Origin of the sequence: Phocaeicola sp. HCN-6420, assembly GCF_037890145.1 — a bacterium.
In the GTDB taxonomy this organism is placed as follows: Bacteria; Bacteroidota; Bacteroidia; order Bacteroidales; family Bacteroidaceae; genus Phocaeicola.
On the sequence record NZ_JBBKBJ010000001.1, the window covers coordinates 234,561 to 253,707 of the forward strand.

Genomic DNA, 19,147 nt, shown 5'->3' on the forward strand with positions numbered 1-19,147 from the left:
ATATGGTAAGAAGAAAAAAAATAGACACAGATAGTTTGATGAAAAAAGCAGGCGATGATGAACTCTCAATGGTTGCCGAAATAGATACTGCACCCGAAAATCTATCTGCCGATGAACTGGAGAAGGAAATTCCCATCATGACGTTGCGCAACATGGTGATGTTTCCAAGCGTGGTCATGCCTGTAACAGCAGGAAGACGCACTACGCTGAAACTCGTACACGAGGCGATGAAGGAAAAGAAACATATCGTCATTGCTACGCAGAAAGTCATGGAAGTGGAAGAGCCGGGACTGGCAGATTTATATCCTGTTGCTGTTATCGGACGCGTATTGCGCGTATTCGAAATGCCGGGCGGAAATACAACTGTAATCCTGCAGGCCAGCAATGTAAAGGTGCATCTGGATGAAGCAACGGAAACACGTCCTTACCTGAAAGGAAAGGTCAGCCTGATAGAAGAACAGATGGAGCCTAAGGATTCGGATGAATTCAAGGCACTCATGGATACATGCGTCGAACTGAGCAACAACTTTATTGATGTAGCCGACCACATGAGTCCCGACATTGCCTTTGCCCTGAAAAATCTGCCGAAGAACCACGTTCTTGTCAATTACATCTGTACCAACTTCCCTCTGTCGATAGAAGACAAGTTCCAGCTGATCAGCGAAAACACGTTAAAGGATCGCCTTTACAGCCTGATACAGATTTTGAACCGCGAAACGAAACTGGCCAATCTGAAACAAGATATCCAGATGCGTACACGGGAAGACCTGGACAAACAGCAGCGGGAATATTTTTTGCAGCAGCAGATCAAGAATATACAAGACGAACTGGGACGCGGTCAGGAAGACGAGATAGACGAACTGCGCGACAAGGGCAAGAAGAAAAAATGGAGAAAGGAAGTGGCCGAAGTTTTCGAACGCGAGGTTTCGAAACTGGAGCGAATCAACCCCCAGTCGCCCGATTATAACGTCCAGCTTACTTATCTGCAAACTTTACTGGCACTGCCCTGGGATGTATATACTACCGATGTACTGAACATTCCTAATGCCGAAAAGATATTGAACAAGGATCATTACGGACTGGAAAAGGTAAAGGAGCGCATCCTGGAACATCTTGCCGTGCTGAAACTGAAAGGAGATTTGAAATCACCGATTATCTGCCTTTACGGTCCTCCGGGAGTCGGTAAGACTTCGCTGGGACGATCTATCGCCGCAGCCCTGAAGCGTAAATACGTACGCATGTCGCTGGGAGGTGTACACGATGAAGCCGAAATACGCGGACACCGTAAAACCTACATCGGAGCCATGCCGGGACGTATCATCAAAAGTCTTATCAAGGCAGAAGCATCAAACCCGGTCATTATCCTCGACGAAATAGATAAGCTCAGCAGCGACCGTCAGGGAGATCCGGCTTCGGCTATGCTGGAAGTACTGGATCCGGAACAGAATAATGCTTTCCACGACAATTACATCGATCTGGATTACGACTTGTCGAAAGTAATGTTCATTGCCACGGCAAACAATCTGGGAACTATCCCTACTCCGCTGCTCGACCGTATGGAACTGATTGAAGTGAGCGGATACATTACTGAAGAGAAAATCGAGATTGCACGCCGCCATCTTATTCCAAAGGAAATGGAAGCTACCGGTCTGAAGAAAGAACATGTAAAATTCACCAAAGCGGCCATCGAGTATATCATAGAGAATTATACGCGTGAAAGCGGGGTACGTGAACTGGAAAAGAAGATCAGCAAGGTAATGAGAAAGATTGCTCTCGAAATTGCCAGCGACAAGTTCGAAGGATTGCACGAACTGAAGCCAGCCGATATCCGCCAATATCTGGGAGTTCCCGAATATTCGCGCGACAAATATCAGGGAAATGATTATGCGGGCGTAGTTACGGGACTTGCATGGACTGCCGTAGGCGGAGAGATTCTGTTCGTGGAAACGAGCCTGAGCAGAGGTAAAGGCGGACGCCTTACCCTCACAGGAAATCTGGGAGATGTCATGAAGGAATCGGCGATGCTGGCTTTGGAATACCTGAAAGCCCATACGCATCTGCTCGACCTGCCGGAGGGTATCTTCGAAAACTGGAACATTCATATCCATGTGCCGGAAGGAGCTATTCCTAAGGATGGACCGTCTGCGGGTATAACCATGGTCACCTCACTGGCTTCTGCACTTACCCAGCGCAAGGTGAAGGCTAATCTGGCCATGACGGGAGAAATAACCCTCCGTGGAAAGGTATTGCCGGTAGGTGGAATCCGTGAAAAGATTCTGGCGGCAAAACGTGCAGGCATCACCGATATTATCTTGTGCGAAGAAAACCGTAAGGATATAGAGGAAATTCAACCGTTATACCTGAAAGGACTGAACTTCCACTACGTAAAAGATATTAAAGAGGTACTTGCCTTGGCGCTGACAGACGAAAAAGTAGCCGATGCCATAGACTTTACTGTAACCGACGAAAAAGAAAAAGAGAAAGAAAAGTAAAAGCCTGTTTTTTAGAATATGAAATTCGAATTACAATATACTGATCCACGTTCGAATGCCCGTGCCGGACTTATCACAACCGACCACGGACAGATAGAAACGCCTATCTTCATGCCTGTAGGTACACTGGGCAGTGTAAAAGCCGTACACCTGCACGAATTGAAAGACGATATAAAGGCACAAATTATTTTAGGAAATACTTACCACCTCTACCTGCGTCCGGGACTTGATGTCCTGGAGAAGGCTGGTGGTTTGCATAAATTCAACGGATTTGACCGCCCGATGCTGACAGACAGCGGCGGCTTTCAGGTCTTTTCTCTTGCCGGCATCCGTAAGATGAAGGAAGAAGGAGTAGAGTTCCGCTCTCATATCGATGGTTCCAAGCACATGTTCACTCCTGAACGTGTGATGGATATTGAGCGTACCATCGGAGCCGATATCATAATGGCTTTCGACGAATGTACTCCGGGCACTGCCGATTACGAATATGCGAAGAAGTCGATGGAACGTACTCACCGCTGGCTGGACCGCTGTATCACCCGCTTTAATGAAACAGAGCCTAAGTACGGTTACCAGCAGTCGCTCTTCCCTATCGTACAAGGTTGCGTTTATCCGGACTTGCGCCGCCGCTCGGCCGAATACATCGCATCGAAAAATGCCGATGGTAACGCAATCGGCGGACTGGCAGTAGGCGAACCTACTGAAAAGATGTACGAAATGATTGAAGTAGTCAATGAAATACTACCGACCGACCGGCCACGTTATCTGATGGGGGTAGGTACTCCGGTAAATATTCTGGAGGGCATTGAACGCGGAGTCGATATGTTCGACTGTGTAATGCCAACCCGTAACGGACGAAACGGAATGCTCTTTACCAAAGACGGTATCATGAACATGCGCAACAAGAAATGGGAATACGACTACTCTCCCATCGAAGCCGACGGAGCTTCGTATGTAGACACAATGTATAGCCGCGCCTATCTACGCCACCTGTTCCACGCACAAGAGCTGCTGGCCCTGCAGATAGCTTCTATCCACAACCTGGCTTTCTATTTGTGGCTGGTGGGCGAAGCGCGTAAACACATCATTGCCGGTGACTTCTCTACCTGGAAACCTGCTATGGTGAAACGCATTTCTACAAGATTATAAAATATTCCGGTAATGAAACTGATAAGCAAACTCCAACTGAAAGAACTTTTAAAAAGGAAATGGCTGAAAAGACTTGACCGCTATATAATTGTCAAGTTTCTGGGAACCTACTTTTTCGCCATCGCCTTGATTATCTCTATTGCCGTAGTATTCGACGTCAACGAAAACATTGACCACTTTATCAATAATAAGGCACCGCTGAAAGCAATCATATTTGATTACTATCTGAACTTTATACCTTATTATACTAACTTGTTCAGCCCGTTGTTCGTTTTTATCGCGGTAATCTTCTTCACCTCAAAGCTGGCGGAAAACTCCGAAATCATTGCCATGTTTTCTACCGGAATGAGTTTTAAACGACTCATGGTACCGTATATGATTTCGGCTGCCATCATTTCGGCCGTGACATTTGTTCTGGGTACGGAAGTAATTCCAACAGGAAGTGTTACCCGTCTGAGGTTTGAAGAGCTCTACAAGAAGAAGAAATCGGCAGACTACGCACGAAATATCCAGTTGGAAGTAGACAGTGGAGTGGTCGCTTATATGGAAAGATATGACGCCTACAGCAAGAGTGGCTATCATTTTTCGCTGGACAAATTCGAAGATCATAAACTTGTATCACACCTTACAGCTCGCCGGGCAACGTATGATACAACCATGTATCACCGTTGGATCATCAGAGATTACATGATACGCGAAATGAAAGGTATGCGCGAACACATCACGCGGGGCGACCGTCTGGATTCTATCATCAATATGGAACCTCAGGATTTTCTGATTACACGTGGACAGCAGGAAACAATGACCAGTCCGCAGCTTCGGGAATATATCACCAAACAAAAGCAACGAGGTTTTGCCAACATTAAAGAATTTGAGGTAGAATATCATCGGCGTATTGCCATGTCGTTTGCCGCATTTATCCTGACATCTATCGGACTATCATTATCGTCCCGTAAGGTAAAAGGCGGCATGGGACTGCATCTGGGTATCGGACTGGGACTTAGTTTTTCGTATATTCTGTTCCAGACTATCTCATCGACCTTCGCCATAAACGGTAATATGTCGCCTGCCATTGCAGTATGGATACCCAATGTGCTATATCTTTTTATTGCCATCTACCTGTATCGTAAAGCACCTAAATAAAACAGTATACTATCTTTTCAGGCATATAATGCTATGGGGCTCACATTTTCCTCGTACATTATATGCCTGAAATATAATCTTCACATCCAGACCTTCTACTGACTCTTGTGTGAAGGGCGTGAAGGGTAAAAAGCCCTAATAAAAATCTTTAATAAAGGCAATAACTGAATATAGAAGGAAAAATTCACTATATACGATAAGATTTGATAGTAAAAAAGAAGTTGCCCACTCCCGGAAAATCCGTACAGAGGGCAACTTTTTGCTTTTTGTTGTATTCAAAAATTTTCTACCTCCACCTTCCTACCCGAAATCAATTCAGGAAAGAAGCCAATTCGGCTGTGGTAACGTTCTTAGCCACAATTATACCGCGGCTGTTTATCAGATAATTCTTAAAGCCACGCCCCAGGTCGTACGCCCGGAAAATCTCCGAATCGGAACCATCTGTTTCTACATAACAGTCGGATTCTGCCAATCCATCCTGCTTTACCGTTGCATTAAAAACCGATGCATAGCGGTCAAAAGAAACAGAAATCAACTTTATCTGGCTATATTTTTCTGCCAGATGCGCCAATGCAGCATTTTTTTCTCTGGACGCCGCATCGTAACTTGCCCAGAAGCTCAATAAAGTGTAACCCTCACGGGCATTGTGCAGATTGAGCAACTGCACAGAATCGCAAAGCATCAACTGAGGGGCTTCATCACCCAGCTTCAGTTTCTCTGCTGGAACGCTCTCCTTGCTAAAGCTCAGAGAGATTAGGGAACCTAAAATTAATACAACAAAAAACCATTTTACACTTTTAATCATGTAATTTGATTTTAGTTAATACTATCCGGGACTGCCCTTTCACAGTGATTTCTACCCGGAACATTGCCTGATGAAGTACATCTTTTTACAAAGAACAAACTTCATTATCTTGAGAAATCTGCCGCAAAGATAATTACTTTTTCTTTCATTGCCTAATAAAGATGCTACTTTTTATGTTTTGCAACATATTTTTATATTTTCATTTTTTAAGACAATTCACAAATCTGTGTGACTTTATGGGTAGAAAAGCAAGAAAACAGTATATTTGCAATTAATATCAGCATTATATACATGGATAAAACAACTACTGAACTCGTACTCATACGTATCAGCGGACTGGATCGTCCGGGGTTAACCGCTTCCATCACCGAAATTCTTTCGGGATACGATGTAGACATAATGGATATTGGCCAAGCTGACATTCACAGCACACTTTCGTTAGGCATTCTTTTCAAGTGCTGTGAAAAAGATTCAGGCAATATCATGAAAGATTTGCTTTTCAAAGCATCGGAATTAGGAATCAACATCCGTTTCTACCCCATTTCACGGGAAGAATATGAGGAATGGGTAAACATGCAAGGGAAAAACCGCTATATTCTGACACTATTGGGACGTAAACTTACAGCTCAGCAAATAGCTGGAGCAACTAAGATTCTGGCAGAACAGGGATTGAATATAGATGCTATCAGACGTTTGACCGGCCGTGTTCCCTTAGACGAGCGTAAGGCAAAAGTACGTGCCTGCATTGAATTTTCAGTTCGTGGTACTCCTCACGATATAGACGAATTGCAAAGAGACTTAATGCGGCTGAGCAGTACACTGGAGATGGATTTTTCATTCCAGAAAGATACCATGTATCGCCGGATGCGAAGGCTGATCTGCTTCGATATGGATTCCACTCTGATAGAAACTGAAGTCATAGATGAGCTGGCAAAACGTGCAGGTGTAGGCAAGCAAGTACAGGAAATAACCGAACGCGCCATGCGAGGGGAAATAGATTTCCGGGAAAGTTTCAAAGAACGTGTTGCCCTGCTTAAGGGACTGGATGAAAGCGTCATGAAAGATATTGCCGAACATTTACCTATCACAGAAGGAGTAGAACGCTTGATGTATGTATTGAAACGTTACGGATATAAGATAGCCATTTTATCAGGAGGATTTACATATTTCGGCAACTACCTGAAAGAACGTTTCGGCATCGATTATGTATACGCCAACAATCTGGAAATTGTAGATGGCAAGCTTACCGGACGTTACGTAGGCGATATTGTAGACGGGAAACGCAAAGCCGAACTATTACAGCTTATTGCACAGGTAGAAAACGTGGATATCGCACAGACAATTGCTGTAGGAGATGGAGCCAATGACTTGCCAATGCTTTCGGTTGCAGGCTTAGGCATTGCGTTTCATGCCAAGCCCAAGGTGAAGGCCAATGCCAAGCAGTCAATAAACACCATCGGACTGGACGGAGTATTATACTTTTTAGGATTTAAGGATTCATACCTCGACGAGCGAGGAAATAGTTAATTTATTTGAGAAACAATATATGAAGTTTTCAGAACTGAACTTAGAAGATAGTGTACTACAGGCACTCGATGCCATGAACTTTCAGGAGTGTACTCCGGTACAAGAGCAGACTATACCTGTCATTTTGGAAGGAAAAGATTTAAATAGGTGTAGCTCAAACCGGAACGGGCAAAACGGCAGCTTATTTATTACCTGTCATCAACCAGTTGAGTAAAGGAGGTTATCCGGCCGATGCCATAAATTGCGTCATCATGTCCCCTACCCGTGAGTTGGCACAACAGATAGACCAGCAAATGGAAGGCTTTTCTTATTTTATGCCGGTTTCAAGCGTAGCCATCTATGGAGGAAACGATGGAGTACGCTTTGAGCAGGAAAAGAAAGGTCTTACATTGGGGGCAGATGTGGTTATTGCCACACCGGGACGTCTTATCAGCCATTTAAGTTTAGGATATGTAGATTTATCGAAAGTTTCCTTCTTTATTCTTGATGAAGCCGACCGTATGCTGGACATGGGATTTGCCGATGATATCATGCAAATAGTTAAATATCTGCCCAAAGAGCGACAAACCATTATGTTTTCGGCTACAATGCCTGCCAAAATACAGCAACTTGCAAAAACGATACTGCAAAATCCGGTAGAAATAAAGCTGGCAGTATCAAAGCCGGCCGAAAAAATAATACAAGCAGCTTATATATGCTACGAAGCTCAAAAGTTAGGTATCATAGAAAGCCTGTTCAGCCAGCAAAAGCCTGAACGAGTTATCATTTTTGCATCATCCAAGTTAAAAGTAAAAGAAGTCGCTAAATCGTTGAAACGAATGAACCTGAATGTAGGAGAAATGCATTCCGACCTTGAACAGAGCCAGCGTGATGCCATTATGCATGAATTCCGTAACGGACGTATCAACATGCTGGTAGCAACCGACATCGTAGCACGTGGTATCGATATAGACGACATCAGATTGGTCATCAATTACGACGTCCCTAACGACAGTGAAGACTATGTGCACAGAATTGGCCGTACTGCACGTGCCAACAATGACGGATGTGCCATTACTTTCGTCAGCGAAACAGAACAAAGCAAATTTAAACAAATAGAAAATTTTCTGGAGAAAGATATCTACAAGATACCTGTTCCCTACGAACTGGGAGAATCCCCAAAGTACGCACCGAAGGAAACTCACAAAAAAAATTCTGCAGGCAGAAACAAAAGCAAGAAACGTACTTATAAAAAACATCCGGGAAATAAGCCTGAAAAAGCATAACTCAATTGTATGAACCACCTGTTATATGAATATTCACTTTGCACGGCATTGGCGCTAATGATTTTTTTCGGCTTCTATTTTATCTTTGCCCAGACGCCCGACAAATCTATTTTCAGAAATTACCTTCGCTCACGCCGTACAATGGGTACGGCGCTTCTTGTACTTTCGGCAAACTATGCAGTGCATCTGTTCTGTGGCATTCGCTTTACCAGCCACAATGCAGCCATTCTGATGAACTTGTCTACCTACTTTTTATGCTACTGGCTTTTCAGTTCTGCTCTGACTTCACTGCTTGACCGCTTTTACATCACGCGCCGACGTTTTATACAACACATAACGCTATGGGTGCTGTTTACAATTCTGGCAGGATGCGTACTGTTTTATCTGCCCAAGGGAACGATACAGAACTCCGCACTTCTATGTATGGCAACATGGCTGTTTGCGTATGGCATCCGGCTGGCACGCCGTCTAATTCTGGCATACCGGCGGGCTGTCAGACTTTTCGACGACACCCATGCCGATGATATTGGTGCATACATACGCTGGCTTTCCATCTTTACATACTGGGCTGCCATTTTTGGTGTAAGTTGCGGAATACTTACCTTCCTTCCAGACCGGTATATTTTTATATGGATTCTTTCTTCCATTCCTTTTTATATCTACCTGTATCATTCTTATATGAACTATTTATTGTTCTACGAACCGATAGAGCGTGCATTGGAAGAAGAAACATCAGAAAACAAAGAAACATTATCCCCCTCTTGTTACACAGATATAGCAGAAAACATAAAAAAATGGTTGGATGAAGATGGTTTCATACGCCAAGGTCTCACTATCAAAGAACTTGCTGAAACACTTCATACAAATCGTACATACCTCTCAAACTATATCAAAACTGCATACCATCAGTCTTTCCGCGACTGGATAACCGCTTACCGCATTGAATATGCTAAACGTCTGATGATTCAATATCCAGAGCAAACCATTGCCGAAATATCCGAAAAATCAGGCTTTTTATCTCTAAGCCATTTTATAAGAATCTTTAGAGAAAAAGAAGGTATTTCTCCTGCTAAATGGCGGAAATCAAGGTTCTGAAACAAAATAATTTTACAGTCTTCCTATAGCCTAAATAACAAAAAATAGCTCAAACGACAACCGGCGGGTTGCCTAAACAGCAAAAATTTGTCAAACGGACAAAACGATTTTTTTTATTATTCCAAGCCAAGGATTAATAATTTTTTTTATTTTACTTTGTCCAATAAGATTGACTAAGCTGTATTAAAAATCAATAATTTATGATGCTATTAAAAAGGTTAATGACTACTGTTTTACTAATGTTTGCACTATTATTGCCAACAATGGCACAGCAGAAAGCAGACACGACCTACACCTTCCGGTTCGTTCCGCAGAAGGATATGTTCTATGTGCCATGGAGTGGAAATAACATGGAGCTTGCCCGCCTGCTAAAATGCATCGAAAGCAACCGAACGGACATTCTTGACAGCAGACTGCCGCTACTGGTTGACGGCTATTGCAAGTCATTGGGCAGCGAAACCGAGAATCTGGCTACGGCGAAAATCCGTTCCAACCGTGTAAAATCGGAACTGATTACACGCGCAGGAATAAAAGAAGAAAACTTCATCACCCGCAACCATGCGACAGAGGGCGATTTCGTCACCGTGCGCCTGACGGTTCCTGTAAGGGAGGCTACTGTATCTGATGCGGAAGCAGAAGCAGAGGCACGACGCAAGGCTGAGGCCGAACGTCTGGCAGCCGAGAAGCGTGCCGAACAAGAACGGCTTGCCGAAGAACAGCGCAAAGCGGAAGAAGCCCAACAAAATACACTTGACGACACTCCGTCGGAAACCAAAATCACAACCGACTATCATTTCTCCTTGCGTGCCAACCTGCTGCGTTGGGCAACCCTGACACCCGATTTAGGACTTGAATGGCGCATCTGCCCGTCGTGGGGCATTGCCGTAAACGGCTCGTGGACTTCATGGACGTGGAGCGACAAAGACCGCCGCTATGCTCTGTGGGAAGTGGCTCCGGAAGTGCGTTACTACATGGGCGAGAAGAAAGTCTGGTATCTGGGTGCTATGTTCAAGGCAGGACAGTTCAACTACAAGCTCTCCGAAACGGGCAAGCAGGGCGACCTGATGGGTGGCGGCATCACCGCCGGCTACCGGCTGCGGCTGAACAAGGCATTAGATCTTGATTTCAACCTCGGTCTGGGCTACCTGAATGCAGACTATGAGAAATATGAAGTCATCGACGGTGTGCGCGTGCGCCGCGGCAACGAAACAAAGGACTGGTGGGGACCCATCAATGCCGGTGTGACATTGGTATGGAAAATTGGTGCAAGCCGAGCGCATTAAAGTTTACTTTAGAATGCCGAGGCGCAGCCCAATTTATGTAAGTTGTTCTAAAAACGGAGAATAATCGAATATGAAAGCAAGACAATATATCAATATGATGGGAATGGCAGCCGCCGTGCTGCTCTCTTCCTGCGTGAAGGACACGCTTTATGACACGCCGCATCCCGACTACGGGAAGATTGCGGTGACAGCCGACTGGTCGGCCCGCGGTGAGGGCATCGACATACCTGCCACATGGACGGTCACCATGGGCGACTATACGGATACGGAGACTTCCGCCACCCATGCTCCCGACCATCTGTTTGCTCCGGGCAGCTACACACTCGCGGTGTGGAACCCAGCTGAAGGAATCACGGTGAACGGTACCACCGCCACCGTTGCCGCCGCCACGGGAAACCGAGCAGGTACGGATGCCTTTGTGAACAATGCTCCGGGATGGTTCTTCACCTATACGGAACAGTTGAGCATCGAGAAAGACAAGGACTATCCGCTGACCGCCGCGATGAAGCAGCAGGTGCGCGAGCTGACGCTTGTCGTCGAACCGACGGGTGATGCCGCCGGACGCATCACGGAGATTGTTGCCCATCTGACGGGTGCAGCCGGGACACTCGACTTCGCTACCGATACCTACGGAGCCGCTTCGAACGTCGTGCTGCCCTTCACAAAGATTACCGAAGGGGCCGATGCCGGCAAGTGGAAAGCCACGGTGCGGCTGCTGGGTGTGACCGGCACGGAACAGTTGCTGACGGGCGAAATCCGCTATGCTGACGGCAACCCGACCTCCACCACGCTGAAAAGCGACCTTACGGAAGCTCTCGCGGCCTTCAACACCGGAAAGGGCGAATCGCTGACCCTCGGCGGAACGCTTGTAGAGACACCGGAAGAAGCCGAGCTCTCCACGTTCGAAATCACGGACTGGACACAGAGATACGGTGGAGACGTAGATGCGGATCTGTAGACAGTCATGCGATGGAACTAAGAAGGCGATCCAATTATGATTTGGAAAATGGACTCTGACTCTACTTACGCGTTCTTTGACATATTGGGAAAACGGGAAACTGATGGCAGACATGCAAAATAAATCCACTTAATTAGTGGACTATTGCAAATAATTTACTTTTTTTGTAAAAAATATGAGTCGCCTCGGCATAGAACAATCTGAAAACTGCGTTTTCGCTTGACTTTGCTCTCGCCTTTCACTATCTTTACCACGTGGACTAACCAGAACATATAGAAATCATATTCAACGAAAAATATTTGCAAGAAATGTATGTTACAGGACATACTGACAAAAAACACCGCTATCAACCGCAGGTGGTGCGCAAATATATCCGCGTAATCGATGTAATGATGGAGACATCCAACGTACAAGGGCTTATGAGATATAATTCGCTGAATTATGAGAAGCTGAAAGGCGACAAGGCTGGACTTTCGTCAGTAAGGGTCAATGACCAGTACCGCATCGAGTTTGAGGAACGGACAAAGGAAGGCGAAACCATAGCTACAATATGCAATATAACAGATTTGTCGAACCATTATAAATAAGTGACAGATTATGATTGAGATACAAGGAACAGATCCGAATATGATTGCCAACAACCTTAAGGCGGCATATCCTACTCACCCGGGTGAAGTGCTGAAAGAAGAAGTTGAGTACCGTAAACTGTCGCAGCGCAGGCTGGCAGAGCAGATGGGCATCTCATACAAGATGCTGAACGATATTCTTAACTGTCGCCGCCCTGTTACGGCTCAGACGGCCATGCTCTTCGAGGCGGTTCTCAATATACCGGCAGATTCGCTGATGCGTCTGCAGATGAAATACAACATGCGGCAGGCTGCCGACAACCCATCGTTCATGGAGCGGCTCAAGGAGGTGCGCAAGCACGCCGCCATGCTTTAAGACCGCTTTATAGGTCTAAGGTTTCCCGTCCCGCCATGTTCCTTTTGTGGAATATGGCGGGACGTTCGTTTTTCCCTTTATGCCAAGGAACGCTTATAAGAACTGATTATTAACAACTCTAACACTTATAAGCAATGATGAAGATAAGACACCTTGCACTTGCAGCGCTCGCCCTCGCACTGGCAGCCTGCAATAACGACAACGAGATTCTGAACAATGACGATCCCGTGGCCGCCCGGTTTATCGCCGACATCGCCCCCGCCACCCGCGCCAACGGAACTACCTGGGACGCCGGCGACCGTATCGGCATCACCGACATCGGTACGCGGTACGACAACGTGCCTTATATCCTGAAGAACGGAACATTTGAGGCAGAAGAAAAGGTCATCTATATCGAAGATGCAAAGACCCATACTTTCCGCGCCTACTATCCGTACAACGCGGCGGGAGGCACCCTCGCAGCCACGACCGATGCCACGGCGCAGCAGAACCAGCCTGCCATCGACTTCCTCTTTGCTTCAGGAGCCACCGGAGACAAAAACAGCCCGGTGGTGAGCTTCACCAACAAAACGAAGGATGGCGGTGCAGACAACTCCTTCCACCACCGCATGAGCCAGATAACCCTTACCTTCGAGGCGAGCGACGGCGTGGATTTCAGTGTGATCAAGCCTGAACGTTACACGCTGGACGGATTGATACTCACCGGTACGTTCAACACGGCCGACGGCATTGCCACCGCAGACGACGGGACACAGACCGGAGAACTGACCATGGAGCTGGCAGACGGCAACCTCACGTCATCGGTCATCCTCTTCCCGCAGACAACTGCATCCCTGCCGTTGACTGTGAATTACAGAAGTCAGAATTATCATGCCATACTCACCGTGCCCGAAGGCGCACTGCAGGCGGGCAACAACTATACCTATACCGTCAAGGTACGCAACAAAGAGCTCGAAGTCAGCGAAGCCACAATTTCACCGTGGCATGATGTGGAAGGTGGCGATGCCAGTGCGGAAATGTAACGCCCCCATGCAAATTAACAATTAAAGACTATAAACAGAATGAAGACAAGATTTTTTGCTTTTGCAGCGCTGGCATTGACACTTGCCGCCTGTAACAACGACAACGAGAACCTGAATGACGGCCCGGTAGCCGCCAAGTTTATCGCCGACATTACGCCCGCTACCCGCGTCAATTCTGAAGGAACCGAGTGGACCGAAGGTGACCGCATCGGCGTCACCGGCGCAGGCTTTACCAACGTGCCCTACAAGAGAGAGTACGGTATGTTCGTGCCTGACGGTACGGTCATCTATTTTGACGACACCGAAACCCATACCTTCCATGCCTACTATCCGTATCAGGCTGAGGGCGGAACGGTGACCGTCAGCACCGCAGCCGACAAACAGGGCACGGGCATCGACTTCCTCTTTGCCTCGGGAGCCACGGGCGACACCCGCAACCCGGAGGTGAGCTTCACCGACAAAACCGACAAAGGCGGCCCAGACAACTCCTTCCAACACTGCATGAGTCTCATCAAGTTCACCTTCAAGGCGGGCGACGGCATCATTTTCAACGGAATGGAACCTGCCAGCTACACGTTGGGCGGGCTGAAGCACGAAGGCACATTCGACACGGCTACCGGCGCGACTGCCGTAACCGCAGCCGCCAACTCGCCGATTACCATGCAGCTGGGCGGTGCCACCGCTTCGCAAGTCATCATTCTACCGCAGGGAGTGACTATTCCTCTTGACCTGAGCGTGTCTTACAACGGACAGAGCTACAAAGCCACACTGAAACTGCCTGAGACACCCACAGCCAATTTCTATGCAGCAGGCTATGCCTACACCTACAACATCACGCTCAATAATAAGGACATCGAGGTGAGCGAACCCACAATTACTCCGTGGAAAGACGGAGATTCGTTCAATGCAAACTCTACGCTGTAAGTTCCACACACCGCTGCCCCGGTGCAAGCGTCAAGCCGGAGCTGCCCATAGACAATATGGTGCGACGGCCGCCTTCGCAGGCGGCGGCAGCACAAAACAAGCGTTCTTTAAAAGATTGTATAGGAAACAGAATGATTATTGCCGGAAAAAGGTTATTTTTGTTAACGTAATCAAAAGAAAAAGAATACTATGGCAAAGAAATCGTCCCTCCAGGTGAAAGGTGCCACCATCAGGACCTTGCAGCATAACGGCATCGACTATATCTGCATCACGGACATCGCCCGCCAGAAAAATCCTACCGAGCCTAAAGACGTGGTGAAGAACTGGATGCGGCTGAAGAACACGCTGGAATACCTCGGACTGTGGGAGCAACTGAACAACCCTGCGTTTAAAGGGGTCGAATTCGACCCCCTTTTAGCAGAAGCGGGCAGCAATGCATTCACCATGAGTCCTTCAAGGTGGGTGGAACTGACCGGGGCTGTCGGCATCCTGTCGAAAAACGGTGCCGGAGGCGGGACGTATGCGCAGCGCGACATCGCGTTTAAGTTTGCCAGCTGGGTTTCCGTGGAGTTCGAGCTGTATCTTGTCAAGGAGTTCCAGAGGTTGAAAGAGCAGGAACAGGCTTTGCTGGGATGGTCGGCCAAGCGTGAACTCTCCAAAATAAACTACCACATTCACACGGATGCCATCAAGCAAAATCTCATTCCGGCGGAAGTGACGGCACAGCAGGCAAGCCGCATATATGCCAGCGAGGCTGACGTGCTGAACGTCGCTCTCTTCGGTATGACAGCACTTGAATGGCGCGATGCCCATCCAGACTTGAAAGGTAACATCCGTGACTATGCAGGCGTAAACGAACTGATATGCCTGTCGAACATGGAAAGCCTGAATGCAGTGCTCATCAACGAAGGATTGTCCCAGCGTGAACGGCTCGTCAAACTGAACCGGATAGCCATACAGCAGATGCGCATTCTGGAAGACACAAACCGGAAGTTGCTGAAATAATCATTTTCTTTCCTTATCATTCTTTTGTTCAGAATGCTTGTAAGTAGTATTGGAAACATAAAACTTAGAAGCGATATGAACTTATTGAAAAATTTTACTTACCCAGCTGCAGCCGCGCTGCTCCTTGCCACGGCTGCCTGCACGACGGACGAACTGGCGGACGGCAACCGTCTGCCCGAAGGACAATACCCCCTTGAGATAGCCCGCATCACCCTTGGCGTGGAGGGCGGCGAGGCGCAGCCCTGGGGCGCACCGCAGACGCGCGTCAGCGAGATTGCGGACGGCACGGGCAGCGTGTTCGACGCGGGCGACCGGTTCGCCGTGCAGATAGACGGCGAGGAAGAGGTCGGCACCTACGCCGTGCAGGACGACCACACCGTCAGAGCCGAAACACCCCTGTACTGGAGCGACCGCAACGACCACACCGTCACCGCCTGGTACCCCGCCACGGACGGCACCATCGACCTCGGCAACCAGAGCCAAGGTCTTGCTTATCTGCTGGGCGGTACGGGCACGGGCAAATATCCGGACCCCGTCACGCTGAACTTCACCCACGCTCTGGCGAAGGTACGCATCACGCCTTCGGACGATGCACTCGGCAAGGTGCAAAGCCTTCAGCTCTATACCTACACACTATGTACCTACGAAAAAGGAAAGACCGGACAGGGCTCGCAAGAGGGCTGGATAGAGATGAAGAAGTGCGAATACACCGAGAACGGTGCAACCATCACCTGCTGGGAGGCGAACGTGGTGCCCGGCTATGAAATCAAGAAACTGAGGGCAAACGGCACCGAGGAACGCAACATCTCCGCCGCCTTCACCCCTGAGGCGGGCAAGTTCTACAATATCACGCTGAATTATGACAAGGGATATAACCTGTCTGCTGACGGCAGGACTTACGAGGTTTACAACGCCGACGGTCTGCTGGCATGGAACAAAGCCGTACAGGGCAACCTCTCGCTGAACTGCACCCTGACCGACGACATCGACCTTACAGGCAAAGAGTGGACGCCGATAGGAGACTACGAGAACCGATACACCGGCACCTTCGACGGCGGCAACCATACCATCACGGGGCTGACTATCAACCAGTATGGAAGCTATGTGGGGATGATTGACTTCCTCGACTCCGGTGGCACGGTGCAGAACTTGACGCTGGAAAACGTGAATATAACCGGCAACAGGTATATGATCGGCGGTGGCGGCGACTGTGTTGGCAGCGTGGTGGGAGACAACTACGGCACCGTGACCGCCTGCACTGCCTCGGGCAACGTCTCCGGCACCTTCCATATCGGCGGCGTGGTGGGATGGAACAACGGCACCGTGACCGCCTGCTACCACGCCTCGGGCAACGTCTCCGGCACCTCCAATGTCGGCGGCGTGGTGGGATGGAACGACGGCACCGTGACCGCCTGCTACCACGCCTCGGGCAACGTCTCCGGCACCTCCAATGTCGGCGGCGTGGTGGGATACAACATATCTGGTACCCTGACCGCCTGCTACTGGAGCGGCCTCCCCGACAATGACAACGGTGGAGCCACGAAGGTGGATGGCACAACCGTTACCTGGCAGAACGCCGTTGATGCCATGAACACCGCCTTGCAGAGTGCAGGTTCAGAGTGGCGTTACGAACTCACTGGAGAATTGCCTACATTGAAGAAACAGTGAACCGTCGGGTGGGAAAAATTCCGCCCGTAACGGAACGATTTCGTAAGCCAGAAGACCCATGATGCTCGCATCAATGGGCTTGGCGAGAAATCGCACTTTCAAGAACGATAACCGAAGTATAACCTCGATAAAGAAAGGAGGACGTGATGGAACACACGGAGAATCCACCAGTGGGTTATATCGGCAAACAATGTCCCAACAAGCTGTTGGTTTCTCTCGTCAATCTGGAACACGAAACCAACAGCCCGTTGGCGACTACATATAAAGAAACTTATTTCGAAATAAAGTATCCGGACTGAATATGCTGCCCACTTTCTATGATGCGCACAAGTTCACTACGCATTTTTTGGACAAGTTCCTGATTTCCGTCTGCCACATTGATCCGTTCACCCGGATCGGACAACAAATTATACAACTGATCTTCAGTCGGATTATTTCCCAGTTCAGTATTGGTCTGTTTATTAATTGCCGGACCATTTGCCGCAGGAATATACTTCCACACACCATCCGTTATCGACAAGTTATTCTGCACATTATGTTCTACCGTCCAAATACGTCCCTTCGCATTAGATTCAAACCATGAATTCAAGTGATTTTCACTATCGGGTGCACTCCCTACCGGAAGCTCGACTCCACACATCGAAGCAAACGATGCAAACCAGTCAACCTGACTAACCAAATAATCCGAAACTCCGGGGGTAATCTGTCCCTTCCAGCGTATAATGCATGGGACACGTGTCCCGCCTTCATAACTGCTATACTTACCACCTCTATACACACCAGTGGCCTTATGATCCCCTAATAACTCTACTGCCCGATCCTGATAACCGTCATCTATAACGGCTCCATTGTCGCTCGAAAGAATCACAATCGTATTATCATCCAGATTCAGCTTTTTCAATGTTTCCATCACCTGCCCCACAGTCCAGTCGAAAGACAACAATGCATCCCCCCGAGGGCCTAACCCACTCTTACCGGCAAAACGCTGATGAGGTACACGAGGCACATGAATATCGTTTGTAGCCAAATAGAGGAAGAAAGGCTCTTTAGACTGCTGACTCTTCTCTATAAAACGGATGGCATGAGCCGTTATACTATCGGCTATGTCTTCATCCCGCCATAAAGCACTCTTTCCACCTTTCATATATCCGATACGTGAAATACCATTGACGATAGACTGATCGTGTCCGTGCGAAGGAAACATACGCAACAGTTCCGGATTATCCTTCCCTGTAGGTTCACCGGGAAAATTCTCTGTATAACTTACATACACAGGATCATTAGGGTCCAGACCAACCCCTCTGCCATTTTCCATAAAGATACACGGAGTACGGTCAGCAGTTGCCGCCATAATATAAGAATAATCGAAACCAAGATCTGCCGGATTAGGCTTAACTACTCCATTCCAGTCCTGCTTGCCGGTTTCATTCCCCAATCCGAGATGCCATTTTCCTACTACCCCTGTCTGATATCCCGCATCCTTAAACATATCAGCAATGGTATAACGTTCGGGGGTTATAATCATGGCTGCATTTCCTGCTGCAATGCCAGTTCCTTCTCTGCGCCAAGCATACTCACCGGTTAACAAAGCATAACGCGAAGGAGTACTTGTAGCAGCGGCACAATGAGCATTTGTAAAACGTATTCCTTCGGAAGCCAGTTTCTCAACATTGGGAGTACGTACAGCCGACGTACCATTACAACTTAAATCTCCATAACCGATATCATCGGCGTAAATAAGTAACACGTTAGGACGCTCAGGCATTTGTTGTGCAAAAGCCGATGAGTAAAGTGACAAAAGACCTATCGGCAGAATTAAATTTTTCATAGTATTTTAAAGTTGGTTATACATTTAATAAGCAAAAGTAA

The 19,147-nt window shown here is 47.8% G+C and carries 16 protein-coding genes and 1 pseudogene; 15 read left to right on the top strand and 2 right to left on the bottom strand.

Annotated features, from left to right (window positions below):
• Positions 1-2 precede the first annotated feature (2 nt).
• Genes lon through WKT12_RS01050 form a run of 3 tightly spaced genes read left to right on the top strand, consistent with a single transcriptional unit; the run spans position 3 to position 4,784 of the window.
• Positions 3-2,492: an endopeptidase La gene (gene lon / locus WKT12_RS01040; protein ID WP_340318525.1), complete on the top strand. Its 2,490-nt coding sequence runs from the start codon at positions 3-5 to the stop codon at positions 2,490-2,492.
• Positions 2,493-2,510: 18 nt separating this feature from the next.
• The gene (gene tgt, locus WKT12_RS01045; protein ID WP_021970665.1) at positions 2,511-3,641 is read left to right on the top strand and encodes a tRNA guanosine(34) transglycosylase Tgt; all 1,131 of its coding nucleotides are present in this window, start codon (positions 2,511-2,513) and stop codon (positions 3,639-3,641) included.
• A gap of 12 nt (positions 3,642-3,653) precedes the next feature.
• Complete coding sequence (locus tag WKT12_RS01050) at positions 3,654-4,784, top strand: LptF/LptG family permease (protein WP_021970664.1); 1,131 nt, start codon at positions 3,654-3,656, stop codon at positions 4,782-4,784.
• A 310-nt stretch (positions 4,785-5,094) separates the two neighbouring features.
• Here WKT12_RS01050 and WKT12_RS01055 read toward each other — a convergent pair whose 3' ends face one another.
• Entirely contained in the window at positions 5,095-5,589 is a 495-nt protein-coding gene (locus WKT12_RS01055; protein ID WP_340318526.1) for a thioredoxin family protein, read from the bottom strand.
• Between the two features lie 291 nt (positions 5,590-5,880).
• Here WKT12_RS01055 and serB point away from each other — a divergent pair, with 291 nt between their 5' ends.
• The 12 genes and pseudogenes from serB to WKT12_RS01115 all read left to right on the top strand — a co-directional run bounded on the left by serB (position 5,881) and on the right by WKT12_RS01115 (position 17,577).
• The gene (gene serB, locus WKT12_RS01060) at positions 5,881-7,116 is read left to right on the top strand and encodes a phosphoserine phosphatase SerB (protein WP_340318527.1); all 1,236 of its coding nucleotides are present in this window, start codon (positions 5,881-5,883) and stop codon (positions 7,114-7,116) included.
• 19 nt (positions 7,117-7,135) lie between these two features.
• Positions 7,136-8,381: pseudogene (locus WKT12_RS01065) on the top strand (DEAD/DEAH box helicase).
• Positions 8,382-8,390: 9 nt separating this feature from the next.
• Positions 8,391-9,476 carry an AraC family transcriptional regulator gene (locus WKT12_RS01070; RefSeq protein ID WP_340318528.1) on the top strand — a complete coding sequence of 362 codons (1,086 nt, stop codon included), beginning with the start codon at positions 8,391-8,393 and terminating at the stop codon, positions 9,474-9,476.
• Between the two features lie 200 nt (positions 9,477-9,676).
• Positions 9,677-10,759: a DUF3575 domain-containing protein gene (locus WKT12_RS01075; protein WP_445323108.1), complete on the top strand. Its 1,083-nt coding sequence runs from the start codon at positions 9,677-9,679 to the stop codon at positions 10,757-10,759.
• A 70-nt stretch (positions 10,760-10,829) separates the two neighbouring features.
• Positions 10,830-11,717: a FimB/Mfa2 family fimbrial subunit gene (locus WKT12_RS01080; protein ID WP_340318529.1), complete on the top strand. Its 888-nt coding sequence runs from the start codon at positions 10,830-10,832 to the stop codon at positions 11,715-11,717.
• A 281-nt stretch (positions 11,718-11,998) separates the two neighbouring features.
• Entirely contained in the window at positions 11,999-12,304 is a 306-nt protein-coding gene (locus WKT12_RS01085) for a type II toxin-antitoxin system RelE/ParE family toxin (RefSeq protein ID WP_340318607.1), read from the top strand.
• A gap of 10 nt (positions 12,305-12,314) precedes the next feature.
• Positions 12,315-12,659: a HigA family addiction module antitoxin gene (locus WKT12_RS01090; RefSeq protein WP_021970084.1), complete on the top strand. Its 345-nt coding sequence runs from the start codon at positions 12,315-12,317 to the stop codon at positions 12,657-12,659.
• 137 nt (positions 12,660-12,796) lie between these two features.
• A complete protein-coding gene (locus WKT12_RS01095; protein WP_340318608.1) occupies positions 12,797-13,681 on the top strand; it encodes a fimbrillin family protein in 885 nt (294 codons plus the stop codon).
• A gap of 39 nt (positions 13,682-13,720) precedes the next feature.
• Positions 13,721-14,605 (top strand): fimbrillin family protein, encoded by an 885-nt coding sequence (locus tag WKT12_RS01100; protein ID WP_340318530.1) that lies wholly within the window; start codon positions 13,721-13,723, stop codon positions 14,603-14,605.
• Positions 14,606-14,794: 189 nt separating this feature from the next.
• Entirely contained in the window at positions 14,795-15,610 is an 816-nt protein-coding gene (locus tag WKT12_RS01105) for a KilA-N domain-containing protein (RefSeq protein WP_340318531.1), read from the top strand.
• Positions 15,611-15,685: 75 nt separating this feature from the next.
• Complete coding sequence (locus WKT12_RS01110; RefSeq protein WP_340318532.1) at positions 15,686-17,278, top strand: fimbrillin family protein; 1,593 nt, start codon at positions 15,686-15,688, stop codon at positions 17,276-17,278.
• 146 nt (positions 17,279-17,424) lie between these two features.
• Positions 17,425-17,577, top strand: coding sequence for a hypothetical protein (locus tag WKT12_RS01115; protein ID WP_340318533.1), 153 nt, complete (start codon positions 17,425-17,427; stop codon positions 17,575-17,577).
• Here the strand turns inward: WKT12_RS01115 and WKT12_RS01120 are convergent.
• Complete coding sequence (locus WKT12_RS01120; protein WP_340318534.1) at positions 17,550-19,106, bottom strand: sulfatase family protein; 1,557 nt, start codon at positions 19,104-19,106, stop codon at positions 17,550-17,552. The genes WKT12_RS01115 and WKT12_RS01120 overlap by 28 nt on opposite strands.
• Between the last annotated feature and the right edge of the window lie 41 nt (positions 19,107-19,147).